This window comes from Helicobacter pullorum, assembly GCF_900638355.1.
Classification (GTDB): Bacteria; Campylobacterota; Campylobacteria; order Campylobacterales; family Helicobacteraceae; genus Helicobacter_D; species Helicobacter_D pullorum.
Genome location: NZ_LR134509.1, coordinates 1,005,261 through 1,027,569, shown reverse-complemented (window position 1 = coordinate 1,027,569; position 22,309 = coordinate 1,005,261). Strand labels below are relative to the sequence as shown.

The window sequence follows — 22,309 nt, the reverse complement described above, 5'->3', positions numbered from 1 at the left end:
TCTAGCCTTTGAAGGGAAAATTACCGATATTTCCAAGCATACCCATTGCCATATTTTTGCGATTAGTTTCCACACTTTTATAAACATCATTGATAGCACTTATTAGCAAAATTTGTAGAGATTCTTTGTCTTCTAGCAATGAATCATCAATGCTAATATCGATGATTTCCCCTTCACCATTTGCACTTACATTAATTAAGCCTCCGCCACTTTTTGCACTAAAAGTTAGATTTTTATTTTCTTCTTGTGCGTTTTTAAAATTTTCTTGTAATGTTTCTAGTGTTTTTGCTAAATCTTGCGGGTTAAACATTGCTTAAATCCTTTTTGATTTGAATAATTTTATTGTTTTCATCAACAAGCACCACTTTTGGTTCGTAATGTTTCAATTCTTCTTTGGAGAATTGTGCATAAGCCATAATGATGATTTTATCTCCAACTTGCACTTTTCTAGCAGCAGCACCATTGAGGCAAATATCGCCACTTTTGCCTTTGATGACATAAGTTGAAAATCGTTCGCCATTATTAATATTGACAATATCCACTTTTTGCCCCTCTAATAATCCTGCGGCTTCTATTAAGGCATCATCTATCGTGATAGAACCGACATAATTCAAGTTCGCATCGCTTACTCTTGCACGATGAATCTTGCTATAAAGCATTGTAAAATCCAAAATCACTTCCTATGGCATATTGATTTGTTAAATTAAAAAATTGTCTAATTTTAACACATTTTTATTAGTATGAATGCTTTTTGTTTTGATTTTTTTGTTTTTTGAGCTTTGGATAAAGAATTTTTGGAGTGTGTGGGGGGTATTTACTAAGTTTGGGATAAATAAAAGGGTTTGGAGATTTGAATAAGTGCGCTTAGAAATTGTCCTTTTTGATTTAGCCAATAATTTTTGTCACAAACAATAATAATTTCTTTTTTTGCACGAGAGAGAGCTACATTGAGCGCAAAAAGGGCTTGTGGATTTCTTGAATCATTGAGGTAATAATTGAGGGTTACAGGAGAGAAGATTACACAATCAAACTCTTGTCCTTGTGAAGAATGAATGGTAAAAACGCATTCTTCATTTCTTAAGGCAGGCATTTTTTGTAAAATTAATTTGCGTTGATTCACAAAAGGTGTGAGGATAGCGAAGTTTTTCTTTTCTTGTAAGAATCTTTTTGCAAGATAACAACAAGCATTTGCCTCATCAAGATTGGCATTATTTTCTTGGGAAGTGGTTTGTATGAAATGGCAAAAAAGATTAGTGTGATTGGGTAAGCCTTTGAGATTGTTTTTGTAAATATAAAAATCAAGCAATTTTGCAAGATTGTCTCCATATCGGTGCGTGTAGGTAAGTGTGTAAAATGGATAGTTTGGGGAGTTTATTTGTGTGGTTGGATTGGCTTTGAAAAAGTTAGTTTGGTGTCTGAAAAAAGATTCTAAAAATAAACTAGAATACTGCCAAAACTTAGAAATTTGCCATTTTGGGTTATTTGAATCTTGTTTATTTAATAAGCAAATAGGTTGAAGTTGTTTGTGGTCCCCTAAGAGAGTGATTGGCTTATTAAACATGCAAAGAGGAATAACTTTGATAAGTGGGCAGAAAGCAGCCTCATCAATAAAAAAATGAGCAAATGGGAGTTCATAAAGTTCATCTCGTCTAAGAAAAGTATCTAAGGTAGCAGCAATTAGTAGAGATTTTTGGATAGATTTTTTGTAGTTTGGTTTGTTGTTTAGTAGGGGGTCGCAATTTTGTGGGAATCTTTGGGCAAAGGTTTGGGTTGGTGTGCCAAGTCTTAAAATGCAAGAAGTATCAATGCCGATATTGTTTAAACTTTCAATGAGTGTGTTTAAAGATTGTTCTAATGCGTTATTTGTGGGGGCAAGTATGGCAACTTTGAGATTGGATTTGAGATAAAAGGCTAGGGCATGCAATAAAACCATTTTAGTTTTTCCACTCCCTGCAACTCCCCAAACATAGCAAAAACTTTTTGAAAAAATGCCCTCTAATGCTTCTAATTGTTCTTGATGGGGTGGGTTTTCTAAATCCTTTAATGCTTGTATATCAGGAGAGATTCTAGGAAGAGTGGTTGGGAAATGTAGAGGTTTAAGAGAGAGATAGAAATTCAAAATATTTTTAACAAGGAACTTTAAGTCCGAAAAAAGCCTAATTTCATTCTTTTTTTCAAAAAGTTGGTTTTTTAGTGATTCTTTTATTTCAAGGCTTAAGATTTTGTGTTTTTCATCATAAAAAGAAGTTTGGATAGAAAGGTTTTCAGAAATTGGAAATTCTTCATCCAAAAAACGCAAAACAAGCCCTTCAAGGCTAAATAGTTTGGAGTATAAAGTAAGTTGCAATCCAAAAATGGTTTTAGAAATGCTTTGAATTTTTATTTCATCATAACCTAGGTTATTTTCTACCAAATAATCATAATAATTTTGTGCGCTTTCTATCAAAAAATCATAAGAATCTTGTGTGAGGCTATTCAGGTTGAATCCCTTGGTATTTAAAATAAGCTGCACAGGCTCCCTCACTGCTTACCATACAGCTTCCTAATGGATTTTGGGGATTGCATGCTTTGCCAAAAAGTTTGCAGTCATAGGGCTTTTTATTGCCCTTTAAAATCTCTCCACACAAGCAATTTTTATGTTCTTCTTTGGGGATTCCACCAAGATAATCTTTGAAGATAATTCCAGCATCAAATTGACTAAATTCATCTTTTAATTTCAAAGAGGAGTGTGGAATCTCTCCAAGCCCACGCCAATAAAAACTATCATCTAAAGTAAAATATTGTTGTATTAATTTTTGTGCTTTGAGATTCCCATCATAGCTTACACTTCGTGCATATTGAGTTTCTACTTTTGGGGTTTTATTGATGATTTGGTGTAGGATTGAAAGTAGGCTTTCTCCAATATCTGTAGGTTCAAATCCGCAAATAACGATAGGAATTTGGTATTTTTGCACCAAAGATTCATAGATTTTAGAGCCAGTAATTACACTGACATGAGAGGGTGCTAAAAGAGCGTCAATTTGGCAATTTTTATCACCCAAAATTACTTCTAAAGGCGGTGGGACTAAAATATGGTTGATATGAAAAAAGACATTTTTTAAATCAAGCTCTATTACTTTTTGCAATAAAGCAGCTGTCATTGGGGTGGTTGTTTCAAATCCTATGGCAAAATAAACAATTTTTTTTGTTGGATTATTTTGTGCGATTTTTAGAATATCCAAAGGAGAATATACAAAGATAATTTCTAAGCCTTTTGCTCTTGCTTCTTGCAAGCTTCCATAACTGCCGGGGACTTTTATCATATCTCCAAGCGTAACTAAAATAACATCTTTTTGGGAAGCGATTTTGTAGGCACAATCAATACGGCTTTTGGACATCACGCATACAGGACAGCCCGGTCCATGCACAAATTCAATGTTGTTTGGGAGAAGTTGAGGGAGTGCGTATTTCATAATTGTATGTGTATGCCCTCCACAAACTTCCATAATTTTTATGGGTTTTTTGAGTTTTTTGCTTAGAGTTTGGATTGCTAAAAAAGTTTCTTTGATTTTTTGTGGATTGCGATAAGTGTCAATATATGGATTCATAAAGCCTCTTTTTGATTGTCTAAAATTTGGGAATTATGCCATTTTTTATTTTAAATTATTGTGTTTGAAGTGCTTTTTGGATTAAAAAATCAAAATGTTGGTCATACATAGGATTGAATAATGCAATGGGAATTTCATAGTATTGTTTGTAGAGTTTGTCGGTATTGTGGGTTAGAACTTGTATGTTTAATTCTAATAAATAGCGAGGGAGCATACTAAATGAAGAACGCGGAGAATAATCGCCTTGGCTTTCATTGTAAAAATGTGTGAAATAGTAGCGTATTTCTTGGATATTGGGATTTGGATTTTGGTTAAAAAGGATTTTGAAGCGGTTTTCAAAGGTTTTAGGAAAATCTGTAGGAATAATGCTTGTATCTAATTCTTTGGCATAAGTGATTTTGGGATAAGGAATGCTTGGATTTGCTGGTGCTATGGTTGGTGATTTGGAACAATTGGATATAAAAAATAAAATAAAACCTAAAATAAAAAATGTTAGAATCTTCTTTAGCATTAGTATCCTTTATGATTCTGCATTTTTTAGTGAAAATGCAATGGATTAAATTTGTATGGTGTTAAGGATTCTAGCATAAAAATTTATGTTTTTAAAGGCGAGATTTTGAATCGTATTTTTGTGGCAAAAAAGCCTTTGTTTGTTTCATCTAATGGATATTTGGGGTTTTTAAAAAGAAGAGATAGAATCAAAAAGGCTGGTTTTAGCGGGATTTTAGATCCTTTTGCATGTGGAACTTTGGTTGTAGCTTATGGGCAATATACTCGACTTTTCCCCTTTTTGCCTAAGAATCCAAAAGTCTATCAAGCCACACTTTGGTTGGGGTTGGAGAGCGATTCTTTGGATATTGAAAATGTTAAAAAGATTCATCACATTCAAAGATTTTCAGAAGGATATTTGGAGGATTTGTTAAAAAAGTTTTGTGGTGAAATTTCTTTTGTTCCTCCAAAATATAGTGCCAAAAAGATTGATGGCAAAAAAGCTTATGAGCTTGCAAGAGCTGGTCAAAAAGTGCAGCTAAAAGAACAAACAATGGAGATTTTTAAGATCGAGTTTTTAAACTATTCTCATCCTTTTTTGAGTTTTAAAGTTTGGGTGAGTGAGGGTAGTTATATCCGCTCTTTGGGTGAATTGATTGCAAAAGAGTTGGGTTGTATGGGCGGGCTTAGTTATCTTGAGCGATTGAGTGAAGGGGGATTGGTTTATGAAAATGAAAAAAACTTGAATCCCTTAGAGATTTTAGGATTGCCAAAGATTCTTATTGAAAAGAATCAAAGAAATATTTTAGAAGAAAAGGTTAAAAATGGCAAGAAAATTACACAAGAAGAATTAAAAATCCATAAAGATGGAAAATATATAGTGCAATTTGAAGATTTTTTTTCTATAATTTCAAAACAAGAACGAGAGATACAATATTTAGCAAATAGGATTCCTTTATGTTGATTTTATCAAGAAAAGAAAATGAAAGTGTTACAATCGGTGATGATATTACTATAAAGATTATTGGTATTGATAAGGGCAGTGTGAAAATTGGTTTTGAAGCACCGCCACATTTGCTGATTTTGAGGGAAGAGTTGAAGATGGCTATTTTGGAAGAGAATAGAAAATCTCTTTCGCACAAAGAGGATAATCTCAATCAGTTAGTTGGTGCAAAAAAGAAAATCTAAATGATAAAATCTTATGCAAAAATCAATATTTTTTTGAAAATTACAGGAAGAATGTTATTTGAAAATGTGAATTATCACACTCTTTTGTCGCGGTTTATGCTGGTTAAAAGTTTGTTTGATGAAATAGAAATCACAGAGGGAAGCGGTGGATTTGAGGTTTATGGCGATTTTGATTGTCCTATGGAGAAAAATACGATATTTAGGGCTTTTATAGAAATTTTGCCTTTTTTGGATAAAGAGAAACAAAAATATCTTAGCAATCTTAAGGTTGAAGTAAAAAAGAGAATCCCAAGCGGTGGAGGGCTTGGCGGTGGAAGTTCAAATGCTGCAAGTTTTTTATTGTGGGTTAATAAGCAATTAGAATTAAAATGGGATTTTAAAAAAATGTGTGAAATAGGGCAAAAGGTTGGCAGTGATGTTCCATTTTTTTTAAGTGAATATGAAATAGCGGATGTAAGTGGGCGTGGAGAGAATATTCAGCAAAGCAAAGAAAAGTTTTTTGAAGTGCAAATTGTCCATCCAAAAATCCATTGCGATACAGCCAAAGTTTATCAAACGTATGCAAAAGAATTTTATGCACCAACGCAGATGAATTGGTTTGGATTTAGCAATGAGGCAATCCTCAAACAATCACCTTATGAAAATAATGATTTATTAAAACCTGTTTTGAAACTTTATCCAAGTTTGCTTGAATATCCAAAAAATGGATATTTTTTAAGCGGTAGTGGCAGCTGCTTTTGGAAAATTAGAGAGTAAAATGAAAATAATTGCAACTAACAAAAAAGCTTTGTATGATTTTTTTATTTTGGAAAAATATGAAGCAGGAATCGAGCTTGTAGGAAGTGAAGTGAAATCTATTCGTGCTGGAAGGGTGAATCTTAAAGATAGTTTTGTAAAAATTGTAAATGGAGAGGCTTTTTTGTTCCAAGCTCATATTTCGGTACTAGATACAACTAACCGCTATTATAAACCAGATGAAAAGCGTCCTAGAAAATTACTTTTGCATAGGAAAGAGATTGATAAGCTTTTTGGTAAGAGTCAAGTGGGAGGAATGAGCATTGTAGCATTGAAATTGTATTTTAATAAACGCAATAAGGCAAAATTGGAAATTGCTTTGGCAAAGGGCAAGAATCTACACGATAAGCGTGAATCTTTGAAAGAAAAAATACAAAATAGAGAAATCGCACAAACCTTAAAAGAATTTCAAAGAAGATAGGAGGTTATTTTGTTTGGTTTATCTTTAAAAGAAATCGTAGAATACGGAGTTATAGGAATCTTGGTATTGATGAGTATTATTGCGTTGTGGGCTGTCTTTGAGAGATTGCTTTTTTATCGTTATATTAAACTTGTTTTGTATGATAACAAAACCGAATTAGAGATTGAGCTTTCTAAGAATCTAACCTTGATTGCTACAATTGGTTCTAATGCACCTTATGTGGGGCTTTTGGGGACGGTTTTTGGGATTATTATGACATTTGTGCAAATTGGGCAATCAGGAATGGTGGATACAACAAGTATTATGACAGGATTGGCATTGGCATTGCAAGCGACAGCGGGAGGGCTTTTGGTGGCGATTCCTTCTATTATTTTTTATAATCTTTTGATGCGTAAGAGTGAAGTTTTGGTGGCAAAATGGGAAATTTTACAAGAGAAAAAACAAAGCGGGAATTATAGCTTAAAAGAGCTAGAAGAAAACAAAGGCAGATAATGAAGCGTTTTAAAAGAATGGATACAATCAATATTGTTCCTTTTATTGATATTATGCTTGTTTTATTGGTGATTGTATTGACGAGTGCGACTTTTATTGCACAAGGTAAGATACCTATTTCTATCCCTCAAGCAGAGGGTTCAGAAAGTACAAAAGAAAATCTAAAGAGTGTTGAAATTACAATCAATGCTCAAGGGGAATATTTTTTGGATAAAACCCAAATGGATTTAGAAGGGATAAGAAATGCACTTTTGGAAATGCCAAAAGATACACCAATTTTGCTACGCGGAGATCAAAAAAGCTATTTTGAAAAATTTATCGCATTGATTGGTATTTTGAATTCTATTGAACACGTAAATGTAGATATACAAGTGGAGCAGATGAGATAATGTTTAAAGAGAGCTATGATATATCAACAATTATTTCAGCAATTGTAACATTTTTGTTGATTTTGTTGGTGGTGCGGTTTATATTGTTTTTGGCAAATCGAAAAAAGACACAAATCCAAAAACCAGATTGGCTAGAAGGTGATGAGCGTTTTGAGATAAAAAAGGGGAGAAGAAAAGGAAAATAGAATGGAAAATATTTTGATTAATATAATTTTCACAATCATTATGCTTGGGCTAGCAGTATGGGATTTTGTGAGTTATGGGAAGCAAAAACATAGGGATTTTAAGTCAATTATTATGAGCACGGGGGTTTTGGGGACTTTTGTGGGGATTTTTGTGGGCTTACAAGATTTCAATGTCAATGAGATTGAAAAATCTGTCCCATTTTTGTTAGAAGGGCTTAAAACTGCGTTTTATACCTCTATTTTGGGAATGTCTTTGGCAATTATATTGGCAATTATTCAAAAGGGTAGAGCCGTTAAGAGTGATTTTGAAAATATGATGGATTATTTTTCATTGCAGGTTTCTAAGCTCGATGAATTAAACAAAATAAAAGATATTGTGGAATATGGCAAGAAAAATTTAGATTTTCAAAGAGAATATTATAATACACAAAAAGATAATTTCTCTAAAATTGAAAGCTATTTTCATTTGAGCAATCAAACACTCAAAGAGGCAATGCAACATTTAGCACAGGGAGCTTCTAAAGAGCTTATTAGTGCTTTGGAAGGGGTTATTAGAGATTTTAATAAACGCATTACAGATCAGTTTGGAGATAATTTCAAAGAGCTAAATGCCGCTGTTTCACAAATGATTTTGTGGCAAAGCAATTACAAAGATTCTATTGTTCAATTAGATGAGAATTTGAAAAACACATTAAAAGTATTTTGCATCACACAAGAAAGTTTAGAAATGATTGCAAAACGCAATGAGGAAGTGCTAGGAGTTTATAACGCACTTGCACACACTATTGAATCTTCGCGTATAGAAAATGAAAAATTATCTGGATTGCTTGCAGGATTTAAGGATATGCATAAAGATGCAAGCAGTGCTTTGGGGGCAGTGAATGAATTGACACAGGTTTTGCAAGAAGCCCATTTGCAAGCATTAAATCATACTCAAAATAATATGAGTGAGATTAGAGGATTTTTAACACAAACTTTGCAAGAGCATAAAAGCACAACCAAAGAAGTGTTGGCAGAGAATCTTAAAGTGTTGGAAAATGATTATCTGAAGGCTAGCGAAAATTTACTTTCCCTTCAAAAGCAGTTTGAAGAATTTAATTCTCAATACCTCGCACAAAACAAAGAAAATTTACAAAATACTATAAGTGAATTTGAAGAGAGCAATATAGAGCTAAAAAATAGAAATTTAGAAATGATGGGGCAAACTCAAGAAAATATACAAAAGTATTTAGAGAGCATAAAACAGGATTATTTAAATTCCTTGAGTGCTTTAAAAGAGGTTCAACAAGAATCTTTATTGCTTATTGAAGAGCAAGCCAAACGAAGTAATCATATTTTGACACAACATACGAACAATCTTGAAGTATCACTAAAAGATGTGGGGGCAAATTTGGAAGAAATGAGTGCTAAAGTCGCTACAAATCTCACAAAAAATTCTGAAACATTAGAACAGCATATGACAAATGCGGTTTTGAATTTTGATGCTTTGCTGGGTAACACTACAAAGACTTTGCAAGAAAATCTTCAAGAATCTAAAAATACTCTAGTGGCATTGTCAAAAGAGATTGAAGATGCAATGTCGGTGGTAACAAAGAGTTTGGATTCTCTTTTGAATGATACTGCTAATTCTTTGAGTAAAAGCACGCAAAATATTGAAGAATCTTTGGTTTTTGCTAATCAAACCATTAGCGATAGCTTCTCTCAAACAGCACAAGAAATCGGCAAGAGTGTCCATAATCTCTTAGAATATAACCAAAAAAATTCTCAAGAAATACAAGAAATTATGAAAAAGAATGTTGCTACAATGGACGCAAATCTCACACAAATGACTCAAAATATACAAAAATATTACCAAGAAATTCAAGATAAAATGCGTGCGAGTTTTGGGGAATCTTATAAAAATGCCATAGAATCATTTGGAGCCTATATCAAAAATTCTACTAATGCTTATCAAAATCAACTTGTTAAATTTTCACAAAATAATCTTGAAGTGATTTTGAAAAATCATTCTCAATCTTTGGAAAGCCACGAAAAAATACATGCAAATTTACAGCAAACTTTAATGGGAATTGTAGAAAGCTTTAATGTAGAAAGCAAGCAAGTTATTGTGAGTGCTAAGAAGTTTTCACAAGAATTGTTGAGTGCTTCAGGAGAGCAGCTAAAGGAGCATTCATCAGAAGTGATTAAGCAATATAGTCAATTAGAGCTAAAAATTAAAGATTCTTTGCAAGAAATGGCACAACATTATTTGGGTATGCTCTCAACGCTTACTCAACAAAGCATTGAATTGCCAAAGAATGTGAGTGTTGAATTGCTTAATGAGTTTAATAAATTGCAAAAGAATCTTGGAGAGGCTTTGGAGAAAACTTATTTTTCTTTAGAAAGTAGCCATAAGGGGATTGAAGAGATATTAAGAATTATTCAAAGCAATGTTTCTTCTTCACTCACACAGACTTCTAATCTCAATGAGAATCTTTGTAAATCCTTAGGCGAGCTTGATGGGGCATTGTCCAATATTACTTTAGGTTTTCGTCAAGATTATGAATGGTTTTTGAGGAGAATTAAGGAGCTTATGGGGGCTAGAAATTAATGACAAATAATCTTAATAAAGGCAGTGAGTGGATTAGCATTTCAGATATGATGGCAGGAGTAATGATGATATTTCTACTCATTGCTGTTGTCTATATGGTGGTTATTAGCAAGGCAGAAAAGAGACTTGCCACTCAAAATGCTGAGCTTTTAGAGCTGAATAAGCAAATGAGTGATATTGCAAAAACATACAAAAATTTACAAGCAGAACTTTATGGGGATTTGGTAGCAGAGTTTTCTGGCGATTTGGAGAAGTGGAATGCGGAAATTGATGAGGATAATACGGTGCGTTTTAGGGAGCCAGAAATTTTATTTGATCAAGGCAAAAAAGAAGTAAAATTAAGATTCAAGCAAATTTTAGATGATTTCTTTCCGCGTTATGTTAATATTTTGACACAACCAAAATACAAGGGCGATATTGAGGAAATTAGGATTGAAGGGCATACTTCTACGGAATGGCAAAATGCTAAGAGCTTGGAAGATAGGTATCTTGGTAACGCTGAATTATCGCAGGCTAGGGCATTAGAAGTGTTAAAATATTGTTTTAATAATACTCAAATCAAAGAGGATAAACAATGGTTGATTGGTGTATTGCGTGCTAATGGATTGTCTTTTGCAAAGCCTCTTGAAAGTGTAGAATTATCTCGCAGGGTGGAATTTCGAGCGATTACTAAAAGCAATCAAAAGATTTTAGAGATTTTAGATGTCAATAAAGAAAAGCAAAATTGATAGAGGGTTTTAGTCAATTTGCCAATTAATAGGGCTTTTGTGAAGAGATTCTAAAATTGCGTTGGTTTGAGAGAAATGTCTGCACCCCAAAAATCCGCTTCTTGCCAAAGGTGATGGGTGAGCAGCTTCCAAAATAAAATGCTTGCTAGAATCTATAAGATTTTTTTTGGCTTTTGCATAATTACCCCAAAGTAAAAACACGATTCCTTTTTTTTGATTGGAGATTGTTTTGATTACATTATCTGTAAAAGTCTGCCAACCAAAATTTTGGTGAGATGCGGGCTTGTTGTGTTCTACACTCAAAACGCTATTTAGCAACAATACGCCTTGTTTTGCCCATTGGCTTAAATCTCCATTTTGGCTTGGAGGGATTCCCAAATCGTTTGTGATTTCTTTATAGATATTTTTAAGCGAGGGAGGGAGTGGAATCCCTTTGGGAACACTAAAGGATAATCCCATAGCCTGATGTGGATTATGATAAGGGTCTTGACCTAAGATGACTACCTTGAGTGTGTCAAAGGGGGTGAGATTAAAAGCATTGAAAGTCAAGTTTGCTGGAGGGTAAATGGTTTTGCCACTGCTTTTAGCAGCAATATAATTGCGTTTAATCTCTAAAAAGTAAGGTTTAAAAAATTCTTCTTTTAGGGCTTCTTTCCAAGATTCTTCTATTTTTAGTTTATCTAGTGAAATGCTAATATCTTGCATTATTCAATAATCTTTGGAACGATAAAGAAATTTTCTTCACTATTTGGTGCATATTTTAGAGTATCTGAAGCAATTTCTGATTTGGATTGTGGAATATCTTCTCTTATAGGAAGTTTGGAGTTAATTGGATTAAAAGAAGCAGGAATATCCTCTAAATCTAATTTATTGATATTTTCTACAAAATGCACAATTTCGTTGAGATTGGCTTTTGTGGTTTCTAAGTTATTTGGTTGGATTTCGATACTTGCAAGATTTTGTAGTTTTTTTAAAAGTTCATCATTGATGTTCATTGTATTTCCTTATTGTGGTTTAAATAAAGTAGAAATATTTTAGTCGCCTTTTTTGTGATTTTGTCTATTTCTTCTTCACTAGGTGGGATATAGTTTGAATCTAAAAGAGAATCTAATAAATGATGGCTTATAAGAAGATCAACGCAGATTCTTGAAGTCTCTTGTATGTCATCAATATTGATTTTTTCTTTTTTGGCGTAAGTTTCAAGGTATTTACTAAAATAAAAAAGCGTTTTATCAATGCAAGATACTTTGAATGTATCAAGTAATTCAGAATTGTTATAACCTTCAACAAAAATCAAACGATTAAGCGCAATGGCATCTGGCGTAAAGATTTCATTAAGAAGTTTTTTGCCGATTAATATTATAAAATCCTCCAAACTTAATTCTAGACTTTGTGCGTGGGTAAAGATTTTTTCTAAAGAGTAGAAAAAGTCTTGATTTTTTTGCTCAATTACCTCTTGAAAAAGATTTCTTTTGTTGCCAAAAATTTTATAAATAGTCGCCAAAGAACCTTTGGTTTCTTTCACTATCATTTGGAGATTGGTTTTTTCATAGCCATATTTTAGAAAAAATTGATAGGCAATCTCGAGTGTTTTTGAGTATTTTTCTTGATTTTTTTTGGATAGCTTTTCTAATTTCAAGAAATATTCCTTTGCCTTTTGATTTGGGATTAAAAAAATTTTATGTAGAATTTTATAAAAATTTGACTTAATATCAACTGCATTTAAAAAGTTTTGAATTATTATTTTAAAAATATTTTGGTTTGTAATTCTATTTTAGGAGTTGTTTGGTGAGAAAAGAAACAAAAACTTATCGACCCAATGTTGCAGCAATCATACTCTCTCCAAAATATCCATTGACTTGCGAGCTTTTTATAGCAAGCAGGGCGGATATAAAAAATGCGTGGCAATTTCCACAAGGTGGAATTGATAAAACTGAAACACCTAGGGAGGCATTATTTAGAGAACTAAAAGAGGAGATAGGGACAGACAAAGTGGATATTGTCGCAGAATATCCAGAATGGATTAGTTATGATTTTCCTTCCTCAGTAGTTAAAAGAATGTATCCTTATGATGGGCAGATACAAAAATATTTTTTAGTCCGCTTACAAGAAGATGGAGTGATTGATATTAATACAGAAGAGCCAGAGTTTGATAAGTATAAATTTGTAACATTTGAGGATTTATTTAATCATATTACATATTTCAAAAGACCTATTTATAGGCAAGTTTTGGAATATTTTAAAAAGAAAGGTTATTTGTAATGTTGATTGTTCAAAAATATGGTGGGACAAGTGTTGGTGATTGTCAAAGAATCCAAAATGTCGCTAAACGCGTAGTTGAGAGTAAAAAAAGAGGAAATAGTCTTGTAGTTGTAGTTTCTGCAATGAGTGGGGAAACAGATAAATTACTAGGCTATACGAAGTTTTTTTCAAGATTGCCTAAAGAGCGTGAAGTGGATATGGTGCTTAGTGCAGGTGAGAGAATCACTAGTGCCCTTTTGGCTATAGCATTAGAAGAGATGGGCTATAAGGCAATTTCTCTAAGCGGAAGAGGTGCTGGGATTGTCACAGATGAATTCCATACAAAAGCAAGAATTGAGGAGGTTGATACAGCACAATTAAATGAATTGCTTGCCAAAGATTATATTGTTGTGGTGGCAGGTTTTCAAGGTATTACACGAAATGGAGAAGTAACGACATTAGGGCGTGGCGGAAGTGATTTATCAGCAGTAGCTCTTGCAGGAGCATTGCAGGCGGATTTGTGTGAAATTTATACAGATGTTGATGGAGTTTATACAACAGATCCAAGGATTGAACCTAAAGCTAAAAAAATTGATAAAATTAGTTATGATGAAATGCTAGAACTTGCTTCAATGGGAGCGAAAGTTTTGCTTAATCGATCTGTTGAGATGGCAAAGAAAATGAATGTAAATTTGGTTACAAGAAGTAGTTTTAATCATAACGAAGGAACATTAATTACAAAGGAAGAAGAAATTATGGAACACCCAATTGTTAGTGGAATTGCATTGGATAAAAATCAAGCAAGAGTAAGTATTTGTAATGTTGAAGATAGACCAGGGATTGCAGCGGAGATTTTTGGGGCATTGAGTGAAGCAAATATTAATGTTGATATGATAGTGCAAACAATCGGTAGAGATGGTAAAACAGATTTGGATTTTACAATTCCTGAAGTGGAGCTAGAAAGCACTAAGAGGGTTTTGAAAGCTTTTGAGGGCAGTGTGGAAAGCATCGAGTATGATTCAGATATTGCAAAAGTTTCTATTGTGGGTGTGGGTATGAAATCTCATAGTGGTGTAGCTGCAAAGGCATTCCAAGCTTTAGCAGAAGATAACATTAATATTATGATGATTAGCACAAGTGAGATTAAAATTTCTATGGTAATTCGCTTAAAATATGCAGAATTAGCAATCCGCACTTTGCATAGTGTGTATCAGCTTGATAAATAATGCAAGATATTGTAAGCTGGACTACACAAACATTAAGGCGTGATGAAAGTCGCCTAACTTGGCTTGAGGAAAGAAAATTTGAATGGATACCTTTAATTAAGCGGGTATTGCAAAGAATCTTCAATGGAGAAAGCCTTATTTTGGTGACAGATAAAGATAGAGAGTGGTTTTCAAATTATGTAATTTTTTCTATCAACAAGAGTAGCAATCGTCCTTATGTGCCAATTTTGGGGATTAATGCACTTTTTCCTCAAGTGGATAGAAATTGCAAAGATGAAATTGAAATTTCTTTGATTAATGATTATTTGGACAATATTTTTTCGCAAGGTTATTTTTTTTGGTATGTAGGCAAAAATGATGCATTGAGAGCAAAACTTGCATTGAGCCGTGAAGATTGTTTTTTGTGGATGTTTGATACAGAATTGCAAAATAGTTTTACTCTACAATCCGTAGATTCTTTGGTAGATATTAAGCTTATGCAAATGTATCGTATTTTTAATTTAACCATTGAAGCAGCCATGTTTGGACAAATTTCCTTGGAATAAAATGCAAAAATTAACAACACATATTTTATTAGTTAATAATCCCATTCAAGAGGCTAATGAGTATTATCAGCGTCAAAATCCTCAAAATTGTCGCATCTTTTGTGCTGAGGAATTAAGCATTGAAATATCACGCGAGATTATCGATGAGAGTTATATTGCAGCAGATGGGGAAAAGATAATCTTAATAGCTGCAAATGCTTTTAATATTTATGCTCAAAATGCACTTCTAAAAATACTAGAAGAACCGCCCAAACAAGTTTATTTTATTCTTTTTGCAAAAATGAAATCTCAATTATTGCCAACCATACGCTCAAGAATGCCAATTTTTAACCACACTAATAAAGAAAAAATGCCTAATTTTCCATTGAATGTAGAGACATTATCTTTGAGGGAGATTTATCCTTTTTTGAAAGATAAAGCCAAAGATTATATTTCTAATGTAACTACTCTTAAAACAGAAATACAAAGTTTGTATTTGGATTCAATTAATGCAGGATTGCAATTTAATCAAGAAGAAATGCAAATGTTTGAAGAGGCGTTATTGTGGGCAGGTCAGCATGAGAAAGCTTATAATATTTTTTGTGTGTTGCTTTTGATGATTTCTAATAAGAAAAGGCAAAAAATGCAAGGAAATATTCAATAGATTTCATATCATAATTTGGTGGGTAATAGATGAAGATTTTTGTTAAAGCAATTCAAGATTCCACAAAGGAATTAAAGCAAATACAATGCGATGAGATAGGTTATAAAATTTTAAAAGATAAAACAAAAGTTTTTGGTTTTTATATTTATGGATTAAAAACTCCTGCTGCACAAATTTTAAAACAAGAATCTTTGGCATGTGGAGGGGATTTTGCTTTGCCTAAAGATGCAATTTTGTATAAGCAAGAATCTTATAATGGGATTTTAATGGTTACAAAATCTCAAAGCAAAGCTTTATTAAAAAAGCTTAAAATACAACCTTTTGGCTTGAAGGAAGTTGCAAAGAGCTTAGAAGAGCATTTGAATTTGGTGGATTTTCCAACGCAGATTATGGGAATTATCAATGCAACTCCAGATAGTTTCTATCAAGATTCAAGAAAAGATTCCAAAGAGGCACAAGAAAGAATTTTGGAGATGATTAAAGAGGGTATAGATATTATTGATATTGGTGGAGCTTCTACAAGACCCGGCAGTGCTTGGATAACAGAACAAGAAGAAATGAATAGAATAAAGCCTATCGTAGAATTTATCGTTGCTAATGAACTTTATCAAAAAGTAAAGTTTAGTATTGATACTTATACTCCAAAAGTTGCAAGGTATTGTTTGGAGAATGGTTTTGGAATGGTGAATGATATTACAGGATTTAGCAATCCTAAAATGCTTGAAGCTGTTTGTGGATATGATTGTGAATGTGTGGTAATGCATATGCAAGGCAATCCAAAAGAAATGCAAAAAAATCCTCAATATGAGAATCTGTTTTTGGAGATTGATAGTTTTTTCAAAGAGCGTATAGAGGCTTTGAGAAAGTGTAATATCCAAAAGATTATTCTTGATGTGGGAATTGGCTTTGGGAAAACATTGGAACATAATTGTGAGCTAATTAAGAATCTTAGGCATTTTAAACATTTTGGAATGCCATTATTGGTGGGGGCTTCTCGTAAATCGATGATTGATAAGATTGTATCTACAAAAGTCGAAGAAAGATTGGCAGGAACTTTGGCGATTCATTTGGAAGCTTTAAAAAATGGAGCAAATATCATTCGATGCCACGATACTAAAGAGCATATACAAGCAACAAAAGTATGGGGAGCGTTGCAGTAAAATGGAGAGAAAAGAATTAATTTGGCAGCTAAAAAAACACGGACATTCTCAAGAATCTTTAGAAGTAATGCCATTTAATGAATTGGTAAAATTGTTTAAAAAAGAAAGTAAGCAGAATATTTTGGAATATATGCAGGCTATCAAAGAAGAAAAACATACAGAAATTATTGCAGAAGATAATACAAGTTTGATTGAAGAAGAACTTGGAAAAATTCGTCATTCTATCATAGGGGAAGATATTAATTATGAGGCTTTGTATGAAGGGATTGAAAATATTTTTGCTCATTATGGTTTAAATGAGTCAATAGAATTGGTTTTAACTCAAGTTAGAGATGGACGCTATAAGCAAATTACTCGCATTATTGAATTGGCATATCGTGCTTATCAAGAGGAATTGCTAGATACGCTTGATCAGTTATTTGCAGATTATCCGCAAGAAGAGAGAATGGAGCAGATGAAGTTTTATAGCTCTAAACGCGAAGATGTGCAATTTTTAAAAGAGACAATCCGAACTATTCAGAGTGGAAACAATCAAAAAAATCTTAGTATGATTGCGCAGTTGAAATGCGAGATTATCAAGGATTATTTCCCGGATTCTTTATATGAAAATTATGAGGAATACTATGAAAATGAAGAGGAGAAAAATGAGATTATCGAGCGAATTATGAAATTGACAAATGCTTATAAACGCCCGATTTTAAAAAGAAAAAAGAGACAAGTTTTGCAACATATTGAGCGAGTTTTGATTAAAGATAAAGAGAGGGAAAAAGAAGAGAAAATATTAATCAAAAAATACAACAAAGAAATTGGAGAGGCTATCACAAATGAAGATGAACTTGGTTTTAGCAATCTTATTAGGGAAGCATTAGAAGTTTTAGATGAGAGAGATGTTAGGCGAATCGTATCAAATCTAGATATTTCTAGCAATCCGGTTTTGTCGCAATATTTTAATACAATCTTGAAAGAAGCAAGACATTGAGAAAATGAGGAGAATATGAAAAATTTTTTTCCATTGATAGCAATATTGGTATTTTTGGTAATGCATGGTTTAATCTATTTTATGTTTATTAAGCGTATTATTACTCCAAAGATTCCTCGTTTGGTTATTAAATATTTTTTGATTCTAAATTTTTTGGGAGTTGTTTGTTATTTTTTTGGAAGATATTATTGGGATATGCCCCAAAGTTTGTATTTTTTGGTATCTCTTTCTATTGGGGTGGCTTTTATTTTGTTTGTTGTAACATTGCTCTACCAGCCCCTTTTGCTGATACCATATTTCAGCAAAAAGCGACGCGGATTTTTGAGGAATGGAATTAATATTTTTAGTGGTATTTTTGCTGGAGGGTATCTTGGGTTTGGAGTGATAGAAGGCAGAATGCAACCAAAGGTTGAAAATGTAGAGATTCCATTGCCTAATCTTCAAGAATCTTTTAGTGCAGTGCAGATTAGTGATTTGCATATAGGGGGTTTGATTGAAGAAAATGTGGTTAGAGGAATTGTCAAGCAAGTTAATGCTCTTAAGCCAGATGTGATTTTTTTGACAGGAGATATTATTGATACAGAGGTTTCTAAAGTGCAAAAAGCAATGCAAGAACTCTCCAAACTTCAAGCACCTCTTGGCATATTTTTTGTAACAGGGAATCACGAGTTTTTTCACAATATTGGGGAGTTGTTGGAAAGTCTAAAAAAATATGGAATTAGGGTTTTAGAAAATGAAAATGTTGTATTGTATAAAAACAATCAAGCATTAGTTAATGTGGCGGGAGTTTATGATTTGTTTGGAAGGAGAATTGGGGTTTTGGAGCCTAATTTGGAAGCTGCATTGCAAGAGCGTATAGAAACTCTGCCTACTGTTTTGTTGGCACATCAGCCTAAATTTGTCCTTGAAATCAAAGAAAGTCAAAAAATTGATATTATGTTAAGTGGGCATACGCATGGGGGGCAGATTTTTCCATTCCGCTTTTTGGTTATATTAGACCAGCCTTATTTATCGGGATTGCATCAACATAGTCCAAATACAAAAATTTATGTTAATCGTGGGACAGGTTTTTGGGGACCTCCCATGCGTATTTTGGCGCGTTCTGAAATTACATTTTTTCATTTTACAAGAGGCTAGGTTGGATTTGATGAAAAATTTAGTGCAAAAAAAGTATAATATTGCATTTTAAAGTTGTGGTAGAAAATGAGAGTAAGCAAAAAAAATATTTTGTTTTTGTTGTGTTTGGCGACAAATTATGCTTTTGGCTTAGAATTTTACATTAATAGTGGAAGAGAAGATTCAAGGGATTTTGCTGTCTTGAATTTGGTAGATTCTAAGCCTTTTGTGTGTCAAGAAAAATACAATAGGGAATCAGAAGTAGAAAGTATAGTTTGCGAGTTTGATTCAAATCTTATTTCAAGATTCTCAAAAACCAATACGCTTTTTTTTGAGATTATACCAGAGATTGGTGAGAATAAGTTTTTTTTGAAAATTATCCCCAAAAACAAGATTAAATTGTTTAATACCGGTATTAATTTGGCATCTCATAATCCAATTCCACAAGAGAGAAGCACAGAATCTACGAGGTGGCAGATTGTTGGGTATAAAGAGAAGATTCCATTTTTATTAGAGCGTGAGAGTGAGGGATTGAATTTCCCCATTTCTTTTGATGAGCCATATTTGGGTGTGGGAGTTTTGGACTTTAGAATGCGTCCAATGGATAATGAAGTAGGGCAAGATAAAGACTATTTTTTGAATATTCAATCATTGTTAGAGAAAAAATCCTATCAAGAAGCATTGAATAATATTGATGAGATGTTGCAAAATTATCCCGAAACAATTTTTAAGCGTGATATTCTTTTTATGAAGTTAAAAGCATTGCAGAATCTTCAAAATCAAGAAGATTATGAAGAAATAATGGCATTAGGAAAAGCTTGGTTGAATGCTTATCCAGCAGATATTCATGTGCCAGAAGTTTTGTTGTTGATGGCTGAAAATTATGCAAAGATGAATTTCTTTGAAGAAGCAAGCTATTATTATGATAGGTTGTTTAAAGAATATAAAGATGATAAATATGAATTGTTAGCAAGGTTAAGCTATGGAGAAAAAATTTTCAAACGCGGAGACAAAAAAAGAGCATTAGAGCTTTATCAATCTGTGCTTAATCAAACGCAAGATTTAGAGATTGCTTCTTTGGCTTCATTGTTGCTTGGAGAATATTATAAAGATGCAGGAGAAAGCAAGCAAGCACAAGATTATCTTAAGAATATTCTTGATGCTAATCCACAATATTTTACAAAAGATGTGGCAAAAAATTATGCGATATTGCAAAAATGGGCGGAATCTAATATTTATGAGATTCCAGCTCAAGTAGCTGAAGTGATGTTTTTGTCATTAAAAGATGATGACTTGCCTTTTTATCGTCCTTTATTGAAAGATATGGCTCAATGGTATGATAAATCAGGGAATCTCCAAAAAGCACACCATTATTACCAAATGTTATTACAAAATCCAAAAGATGAAGCCGAAGAAAAAGAGATACAAGCCCTTGATGATACTTTGCTTTTGAATTATGAAGATGATAATGCTACAAAACGCTTGGAACATTATGATTATGTGATTAAAACCTATCAAGGCAAAAATGAAGAAAAAGAGGCATGGAATAAAAAAGCAGAAACTCTTTATGAGCTACAAAGATATCAGGATATTTTTGATATACGAGATGTTTTGGGTGAAGATAATTCTATCGTATTAAAGGCAGTGGGTGAGCTTACTAGAGAATCTCTAAAACAGGATAAATGCAAAGAAGCAGCTTATTATGGGAGTTTGTATGACAAAAAGATTCCGCTTAATGCACAAGAAAAAATACAACTTTTTGACTGCCTTTATGAAAATAGGCAGTTTATTCCGGCTTTAGAGATTGCCAAAGAGCAATTACAAGGTGCGAAAACTCCAAATGAGAAGGAAGATTGGCTATATCGTTTGGCTTGGAGTGAATATAGTGTTCAAGATTACCCTAAGGCTATTTTAGCTTCACGCGATGCAGTGAAAATGCTAAGCAAAGAAAAATACAATGATGCTTTATGGGTTTTGTTTATGGCTTTAGAGCAAGAAGGCAGGAGAGAGGAGGCTTTTGAGCTTTTGCCTATTTTGGAGGAAAAATTAAAAGATGATGTAAAAATGATTGAAATATATCGTGTTATGCTGCTTGATGCTTTAAATAAGAGAGATGATACAGCTATAAAGATTTATGGCAATCATTTGTTGGCTTTACAAGAAAAATATCAAAAATATGAGTATTCTCCATGGGTGGAGTTAAGTTTGGTGGAGGCATTGAATCGTGAGGGTAAATTCCAAGAATCTCTTGATATATTGCAAAAAGCGCAAATTCACATCGTTGCCCCCAAAGAACAGATTCAGATTTTTTATTTGCAGGGGTATTTGAATGCTAAAATTGGCAAGATAGAAGAAGCATTTACTTCTTATGATAAGTGTGAAGCAATCAAAGAACAATCGCCTTGGAAGAATCTATGTATAGAGGCAAAAAAGCTTTTGGAGCTAGAGAATCCAAGAAAGGAAAATAATGGACAATAAAAACAAAAAAGAAATAGAAAGTAAAAACTTTGAAAATTATTTGCAAGAAATTAATCAATGTCTTGAAGAACTAAATGATGAGAATATCGGATTGCACAAAAGTATGGAAGTGTATAAAAAGGGTATGGAATATCTTAAAGAGGCACAAAAAATGCTTGAAAATGCCCAGCTAGAATGCAATGAATTGAAAATGCAATTTGAAAAGAAGGAAGAATAATGAAAATCGCAACTTTGCAGCTATCATCTCCAAAAATGCAAAGAGAAATTAAGACTTATTTGGATATCGCATTAGAACAAAAAGTAAAGATTGTTTTGTTTGGAGAATATTTTTTTAATCCGTTTTTTAAAGTGATTGAAAGGGATAAAAAAAATCAGCTTATACTCCAACTCAAAAAAGAGAGTGAGAAACTTATGCAAATTTCTAATGAATATCCTATGATTTTCGTAGCTCCGCTTTTGGAAACAGTTGCAGGAAAGATTTATAAGAGCATGGCAATTATCAATAAGGGAAAGGCATTGCAATATCGCGCACAAAGACTTATGCCCTATGAACATTGGAATGAGGCAAAGTTTTTTGCTAATACTCTTAGTAAAAATATTAAAACTCCTCCTATTTTTAGCGTTGGAGGGTTTAAATTTTCTGTGCTTTTTGGCTATGAGTTGCATTTTGATGAGTTTTGGCTGAAATTTAAACAAAATAATGTAGATTGCATACTTCTCGCAAGTGCTTCTACCTTTGATTCTTCTTTGAGGTGGAGAAATATTATCAAAATGCGTGCTTTTTTGAATAGCAGTTATATTTTGCGTGCTAATAGAATCGGGCAATATCAAGATGAGGTAACCAATACTTTGTGGAATTTTTATGGCGATTCTTTGTTGGTTAATCCTAATGGGGAAGTTGAGGATTGTTTGGGCGATAGAGAGGAGCTATTGATTGCTAATTTGGATAAAAAATATCTAAAAGAAATCAAGGAATGTTGGAAATTCCGTTAAAGGTTATATTAAAAATTTTTGGGTATAATCCAAAATTTTTCATAAAAAGGTTTGTGTCTTTTAA

The 22,309-nt window shown here is 32.9% G+C and carries 27 protein-coding genes; 19 read left to right on the top strand and 8 right to left on the bottom strand.

Going from position 1 to position 22,309, the window contains the following annotated elements; all coding sequences use genetic code 11:
- Position 1: 1 nt before the first annotated feature.
- The 5 genes from EL247_RS05075 to EL247_RS05055 form a co-directional block, all read right to left on the bottom strand.
- Positions 2-310, bottom strand: coding sequence for a YbaB/EbfC family nucleoid-associated protein (locus EL247_RS05075; protein WP_005020945.1), 309 nt, complete (start codon positions 308-310; stop codon positions 2-4).
- Complete coding sequence (panD, locus tag EL247_RS05070) at positions 303-671, bottom strand: aspartate 1-decarboxylase (RefSeq protein ID WP_104745309.1); 369 nt, start codon at positions 669-671, stop codon at positions 303-305. Before panD ends, EL247_RS05075 begins: the two co-directional genes overlap by 8 nt.
- A 146-nt stretch (positions 672-817) precedes the next feature.
- Positions 818-2,512, bottom strand: a complete 1,695-nt coding sequence (locus tag EL247_RS05065; protein ID WP_232019731.1) for an AAA domain-containing protein — start codon at positions 2,510-2,512, stop codon at positions 818-820.
- Positions 2,472-3,587 carry a hydrogenase formation protein HypD gene (hypD, locus tag EL247_RS05060; protein ID WP_104745308.1) on the bottom strand — a complete coding sequence of 372 codons (1,116 nt, stop codon included), beginning with the start codon at positions 3,585-3,587 and terminating at the stop codon, positions 2,472-2,474. The genes EL247_RS05065 and hypD overlap by 41 nt, the downstream gene beginning before the upstream one ends.
- 55 nt (positions 3,588-3,642) lie before the next feature.
- A complete protein-coding gene (locus EL247_RS05055) occupies positions 3,643-4,098 on the bottom strand; it encodes a hypothetical protein (RefSeq protein ID WP_060661109.1) in 456 nt (151 codons plus the stop codon).
- 51 nt (positions 4,099-4,149) lie between these two features.
- Between EL247_RS05055 and truB the strand changes: the two genes are divergently transcribed.
- The 9 genes from truB to EL247_RS05010 all read left to right on the top strand — a co-directional run bounded on the left by truB (position 4,150) and on the right by EL247_RS05010 (position 10,864).
- Positions 4,150-5,040: a tRNA pseudouridine(55) synthase TruB gene (gene truB / locus EL247_RS05050; RefSeq protein WP_230846860.1), complete on the top strand. Its 891-nt coding sequence runs from the start codon at positions 4,150-4,152 to the stop codon at positions 5,038-5,040.
- Complete coding sequence (csrA, locus tag EL247_RS05045) at positions 5,034-5,264, top strand: carbon storage regulator CsrA (protein WP_005020955.1); 231 nt, start codon at positions 5,034-5,036, stop codon at positions 5,262-5,264. Before truB ends, csrA begins: the two co-directional genes overlap by 7 nt.
- Positions 5,265-6,020: a 4-(cytidine 5'-diphospho)-2-C-methyl-D-erythritol kinase gene (locus EL247_RS05040; RefSeq protein WP_126442090.1), complete on the top strand. Its 756-nt coding sequence runs from the start codon at positions 5,265-5,267 to the stop codon at positions 6,018-6,020. It begins immediately after the preceding gene.
- 1 nt (position 6,021) lies between these two features.
- Positions 6,022-6,480 (top strand): SsrA-binding protein SmpB, encoded by a 459-nt coding sequence (gene smpB, locus EL247_RS05035; RefSeq protein WP_005020957.1) that lies wholly within the window; start codon positions 6,022-6,024, stop codon positions 6,478-6,480.
- Between the two features lie 69 nt (positions 6,481-6,549).
- Positions 6,550-6,972: a TonB-system energizer ExbB gene (gene exbB / locus EL247_RS05030; protein WP_005020958.1), complete on the top strand. Its 423-nt coding sequence runs from the start codon at positions 6,550-6,552 to the stop codon at positions 6,970-6,972.
- The gene (exbD, locus tag EL247_RS05025) at positions 6,972-7,361 is read left to right on the top strand and encodes a TonB system transport protein ExbD (RefSeq protein ID WP_104745307.1); all 390 of its coding nucleotides are present in this window, start codon (positions 6,972-6,974) and stop codon (positions 7,359-7,361) included. The genes exbB and exbD overlap by 1 nt, the downstream gene beginning before the upstream one ends.
- Positions 7,361-7,546: a hypothetical protein gene (locus EL247_RS05020; protein ID WP_005020960.1), complete on the top strand. Its 186-nt coding sequence runs from the start codon at positions 7,361-7,363 to the stop codon at positions 7,544-7,546. Before exbD ends, EL247_RS05020 begins: the two co-directional genes overlap by 1 nt.
- Before the next feature lies 1 nt (position 7,547).
- The gene (locus tag EL247_RS05015; protein ID WP_104745306.1) at positions 7,548-10,136 is read left to right on the top strand and encodes a synaptonemal complex protein 1; all 2,589 of its coding nucleotides are present in this window, start codon (positions 7,548-7,550) and stop codon (positions 10,134-10,136) included.
- A complete protein-coding gene (locus EL247_RS05010; RefSeq protein WP_005020962.1) occupies positions 10,136-10,864 on the top strand; it encodes an OmpA family protein in 729 nt (242 codons plus the stop codon). Before EL247_RS05015 ends, EL247_RS05010 begins: the two co-directional genes overlap by 1 nt.
- 9 nt (positions 10,865-10,873) lie before the next feature.
- Here EL247_RS05010 and ung read toward each other — a convergent pair whose 3' ends face one another.
- Genes ung through EL247_RS04995 form a run of 3 tightly spaced genes read right to left on the bottom strand, consistent with a single transcriptional unit; the run spans position 10,874 to position 12,503 of the window.
- Positions 10,874-11,569 (bottom strand): uracil-DNA glycosylase, encoded by a 696-nt coding sequence (gene ung, locus EL247_RS05005; protein WP_054197716.1) that lies wholly within the window; start codon positions 11,567-11,569, stop codon positions 10,874-10,876.
- On the bottom strand, positions 11,569-11,859 hold the full coding sequence (gene gatC, locus EL247_RS05000; protein WP_126442089.1) for an Asp-tRNA(Asn)/Glu-tRNA(Gln) amidotransferase subunit GatC: 291 nt from the start codon (positions 11,857-11,859) through the stop codon (positions 11,569-11,571). The genes ung and gatC overlap by 1 nt, the downstream gene beginning before the upstream one ends.
- A complete protein-coding gene (locus EL247_RS04995; RefSeq protein ID WP_126442088.1) occupies positions 11,856-12,503 on the bottom strand; it encodes a TetR/AcrR family transcriptional regulator in 648 nt (215 codons plus the stop codon). The genes gatC and EL247_RS04995 overlap by 4 nt, the downstream gene beginning before the upstream one ends.
- A 149-nt stretch (positions 12,504-12,652) precedes the next feature.
- Between EL247_RS04995 and EL247_RS04990 the strand changes: the two genes are divergently transcribed.
- The 10 genes from EL247_RS04990 (at position 12,653) to EL247_RS04945 (ending at position 22,245) form a co-directional block, all read left to right on the top strand.
- Entirely contained in the window at positions 12,653-13,126 is a 474-nt protein-coding gene (locus tag EL247_RS04990; RefSeq protein WP_005020967.1) for an RNA pyrophosphohydrolase, read from the top strand.
- Complete coding sequence (locus tag EL247_RS04985) at positions 13,126-14,331, top strand: aspartate kinase (RefSeq protein WP_005020969.1); 1,206 nt, start codon at positions 13,126-13,128, stop codon at positions 14,329-14,331. The genes EL247_RS04990 and EL247_RS04985 overlap by 1 nt, the downstream gene beginning before the upstream one ends.
- The gene (locus tag EL247_RS04980; RefSeq protein WP_005020970.1) at positions 14,331-14,876 is read left to right on the top strand and encodes a HobA family DNA replication regulator; all 546 of its coding nucleotides are present in this window, start codon (positions 14,331-14,333) and stop codon (positions 14,874-14,876) included. Before EL247_RS04985 ends, EL247_RS04980 begins: the two co-directional genes overlap by 1 nt.
- 1 nt (position 14,877) lies before the next feature.
- Positions 14,878-15,519: a DNA polymerase III subunit delta' gene (locus tag EL247_RS04975; RefSeq protein ID WP_104745305.1), complete on the top strand. Its 642-nt coding sequence runs from the start codon at positions 14,878-14,880 to the stop codon at positions 15,517-15,519.
- Between the two features lie 29 nt (positions 15,520-15,548).
- Positions 15,549-16,679, top strand: a complete 1,131-nt coding sequence (gene folP, locus EL247_RS04970) for a dihydropteroate synthase (protein WP_104745304.1) — start codon at positions 15,549-15,551, stop codon at positions 16,677-16,679.
- Between the two features lies 1 nt (position 16,680).
- Entirely contained in the window at positions 16,681-17,658 is a 978-nt protein-coding gene (locus EL247_RS04965; RefSeq protein WP_126442087.1) for a hypothetical protein, read from the top strand.
- 15 nt (positions 17,659-17,673) lie between these two features.
- Positions 17,674-18,795, top strand: a complete 1,122-nt coding sequence (locus EL247_RS04960; RefSeq protein ID WP_126442086.1) for a metallophosphoesterase — start codon at positions 17,674-17,676, stop codon at positions 18,793-18,795.
- A 66-nt stretch (positions 18,796-18,861) separates the two neighbouring features.
- On the top strand, positions 18,862-21,252 hold the full coding sequence (locus EL247_RS04955; RefSeq protein ID WP_232019730.1) for a tetratricopeptide repeat protein: 2,391 nt from the start codon (positions 18,862-18,864) through the stop codon (positions 21,250-21,252).
- Positions 21,242-21,469, top strand: a complete 228-nt coding sequence (gene xseB, locus EL247_RS04950; RefSeq protein WP_060661121.1) for an exodeoxyribonuclease VII small subunit — start codon at positions 21,242-21,244, stop codon at positions 21,467-21,469. Before EL247_RS04955 ends, xseB begins: the two co-directional genes overlap by 11 nt.
- Positions 21,469-22,245 carry a carbon-nitrogen hydrolase family protein gene (locus tag EL247_RS04945; RefSeq protein ID WP_104745301.1) on the top strand — a complete coding sequence of 259 codons (777 nt, stop codon included), beginning with the start codon at positions 21,469-21,471 and terminating at the stop codon, positions 22,243-22,245. Before xseB ends, EL247_RS04945 begins: the two co-directional genes overlap by 1 nt.
- Positions 22,246-22,309: the final 64 nt, after the last annotated feature.

Bases quoted from the DNA above. Each gene is read 5' to 3' on its own strand.
- EL247_RS05010 (WP_005020962.1), top strand. From the start codon at position 10,136: ATGACAAATAATCTTAATAAAGGCAGTGAGTGGATTAGCATTTCAGAT.
- EL247_RS04980 (WP_005020970.1), top strand. From the start codon at position 14,331: ATGCAAGATATTGTAAGCTGGACTACACAAACATTAAGGCGTGATGAA.
- EL247_RS05040 (WP_126442090.1), top strand. From the start codon at position 5,265: ATGATAAAATCTTATGCAAAAATCAATATTTTTTTGAAAATTACAGGA.
- EL247_RS04975 (WP_104745305.1), top strand. From the start codon at position 14,878: ATGCAAAAATTAACAACACATATTTTATTAGTTAATAATCCCATTCAA.
- EL247_RS04955 (WP_232019730.1), top strand. From the start codon at position 18,862: ATGAGAGTAAGCAAAAAAAATATTTTGTTTTTGTTGTGTTTGGCGACA.
- EL247_RS04985 (WP_005020969.1), top strand. From the start codon at position 13,126: ATGTTGATTGTTCAAAAATATGGTGGGACAAGTGTTGGTGATTGTCAA.
- csrA (WP_005020955.1), top strand. From the start codon at position 5,034: ATGTTGATTTTATCAAGAAAAGAAAATGAAAGTGTTACAATCGGTGAT.
- exbD (WP_104745307.1), top strand. From the start codon at position 6,972: ATGAAGCGTTTTAAAAGAATGGATACAATCAATATTGTTCCTTTTATT.
- smpB (WP_005020957.1), top strand. From the start codon at position 6,022: ATGAAAATAATTGCAACTAACAAAAAAGCTTTGTATGATTTTTTTATT.
- EL247_RS05055 (WP_060661109.1), bottom strand. From the start codon at position 4,098: ATGCTAAAGAAGATTCTAACATTTTTTATTTTAGGTTTTATTTTATTT.
- EL247_RS05075 (WP_005020945.1), bottom strand. From the start codon at position 310: ATGTTTAACCCGCAAGATTTAGCAAAAACACTAGAAACATTACAAGAA.
- folP (WP_104745304.1), top strand. From the start codon at position 15,549: ATGAAGATTTTTGTTAAAGCAATTCAAGATTCCACAAAGGAATTAAAG.
- ung (WP_054197716.1), bottom strand. From the start codon at position 11,569: ATGCAAGATATTAGCATTTCACTAGATAAACTAAAAATAGAAGAATCT.
- gatC (WP_126442089.1), bottom strand. From the start codon at position 11,859: ATGAACATCAATGATGAACTTTTAAAAAAACTACAAAATCTTGCAAGT.
- hypD (WP_104745308.1), bottom strand. From the start codon at position 3,587: ATGAATCCATATATTGACACTTATCGCAATCCACAAAAAATCAAAGAA.
- xseB (WP_060661121.1), top strand. From the start codon at position 21,242: ATGGACAATAAAAACAAAAAAGAAATAGAAAGTAAAAACTTTGAAAAT.
- exbB (WP_005020958.1), top strand. From the start codon at position 6,550: ATGAGTATTATTGCGTTGTGGGCTGTCTTTGAGAGATTGCTTTTTTAT.
- EL247_RS05020 (WP_005020960.1), top strand. From the start codon at position 7,361: ATGTTTAAAGAGAGCTATGATATATCAACAATTATTTCAGCAATTGTA.
- EL247_RS05015 (WP_104745306.1), top strand. From the start codon at position 7,548: ATGGAAAATATTTTGATTAATATAATTTTCACAATCATTATGCTTGGG.
- EL247_RS04945 (WP_104745301.1), top strand. From the start codon at position 21,469: ATGAAAATCGCAACTTTGCAGCTATCATCTCCAAAAATGCAAAGAGAA.
- EL247_RS04960 (WP_126442086.1), top strand. From the start codon at position 17,674: ATGAAAAATTTTTTTCCATTGATAGCAATATTGGTATTTTTGGTAATG.
- EL247_RS04965 (WP_126442087.1), top strand. From the start codon at position 16,681: ATGGAGAGAAAAGAATTAATTTGGCAGCTAAAAAAACACGGACATTCT.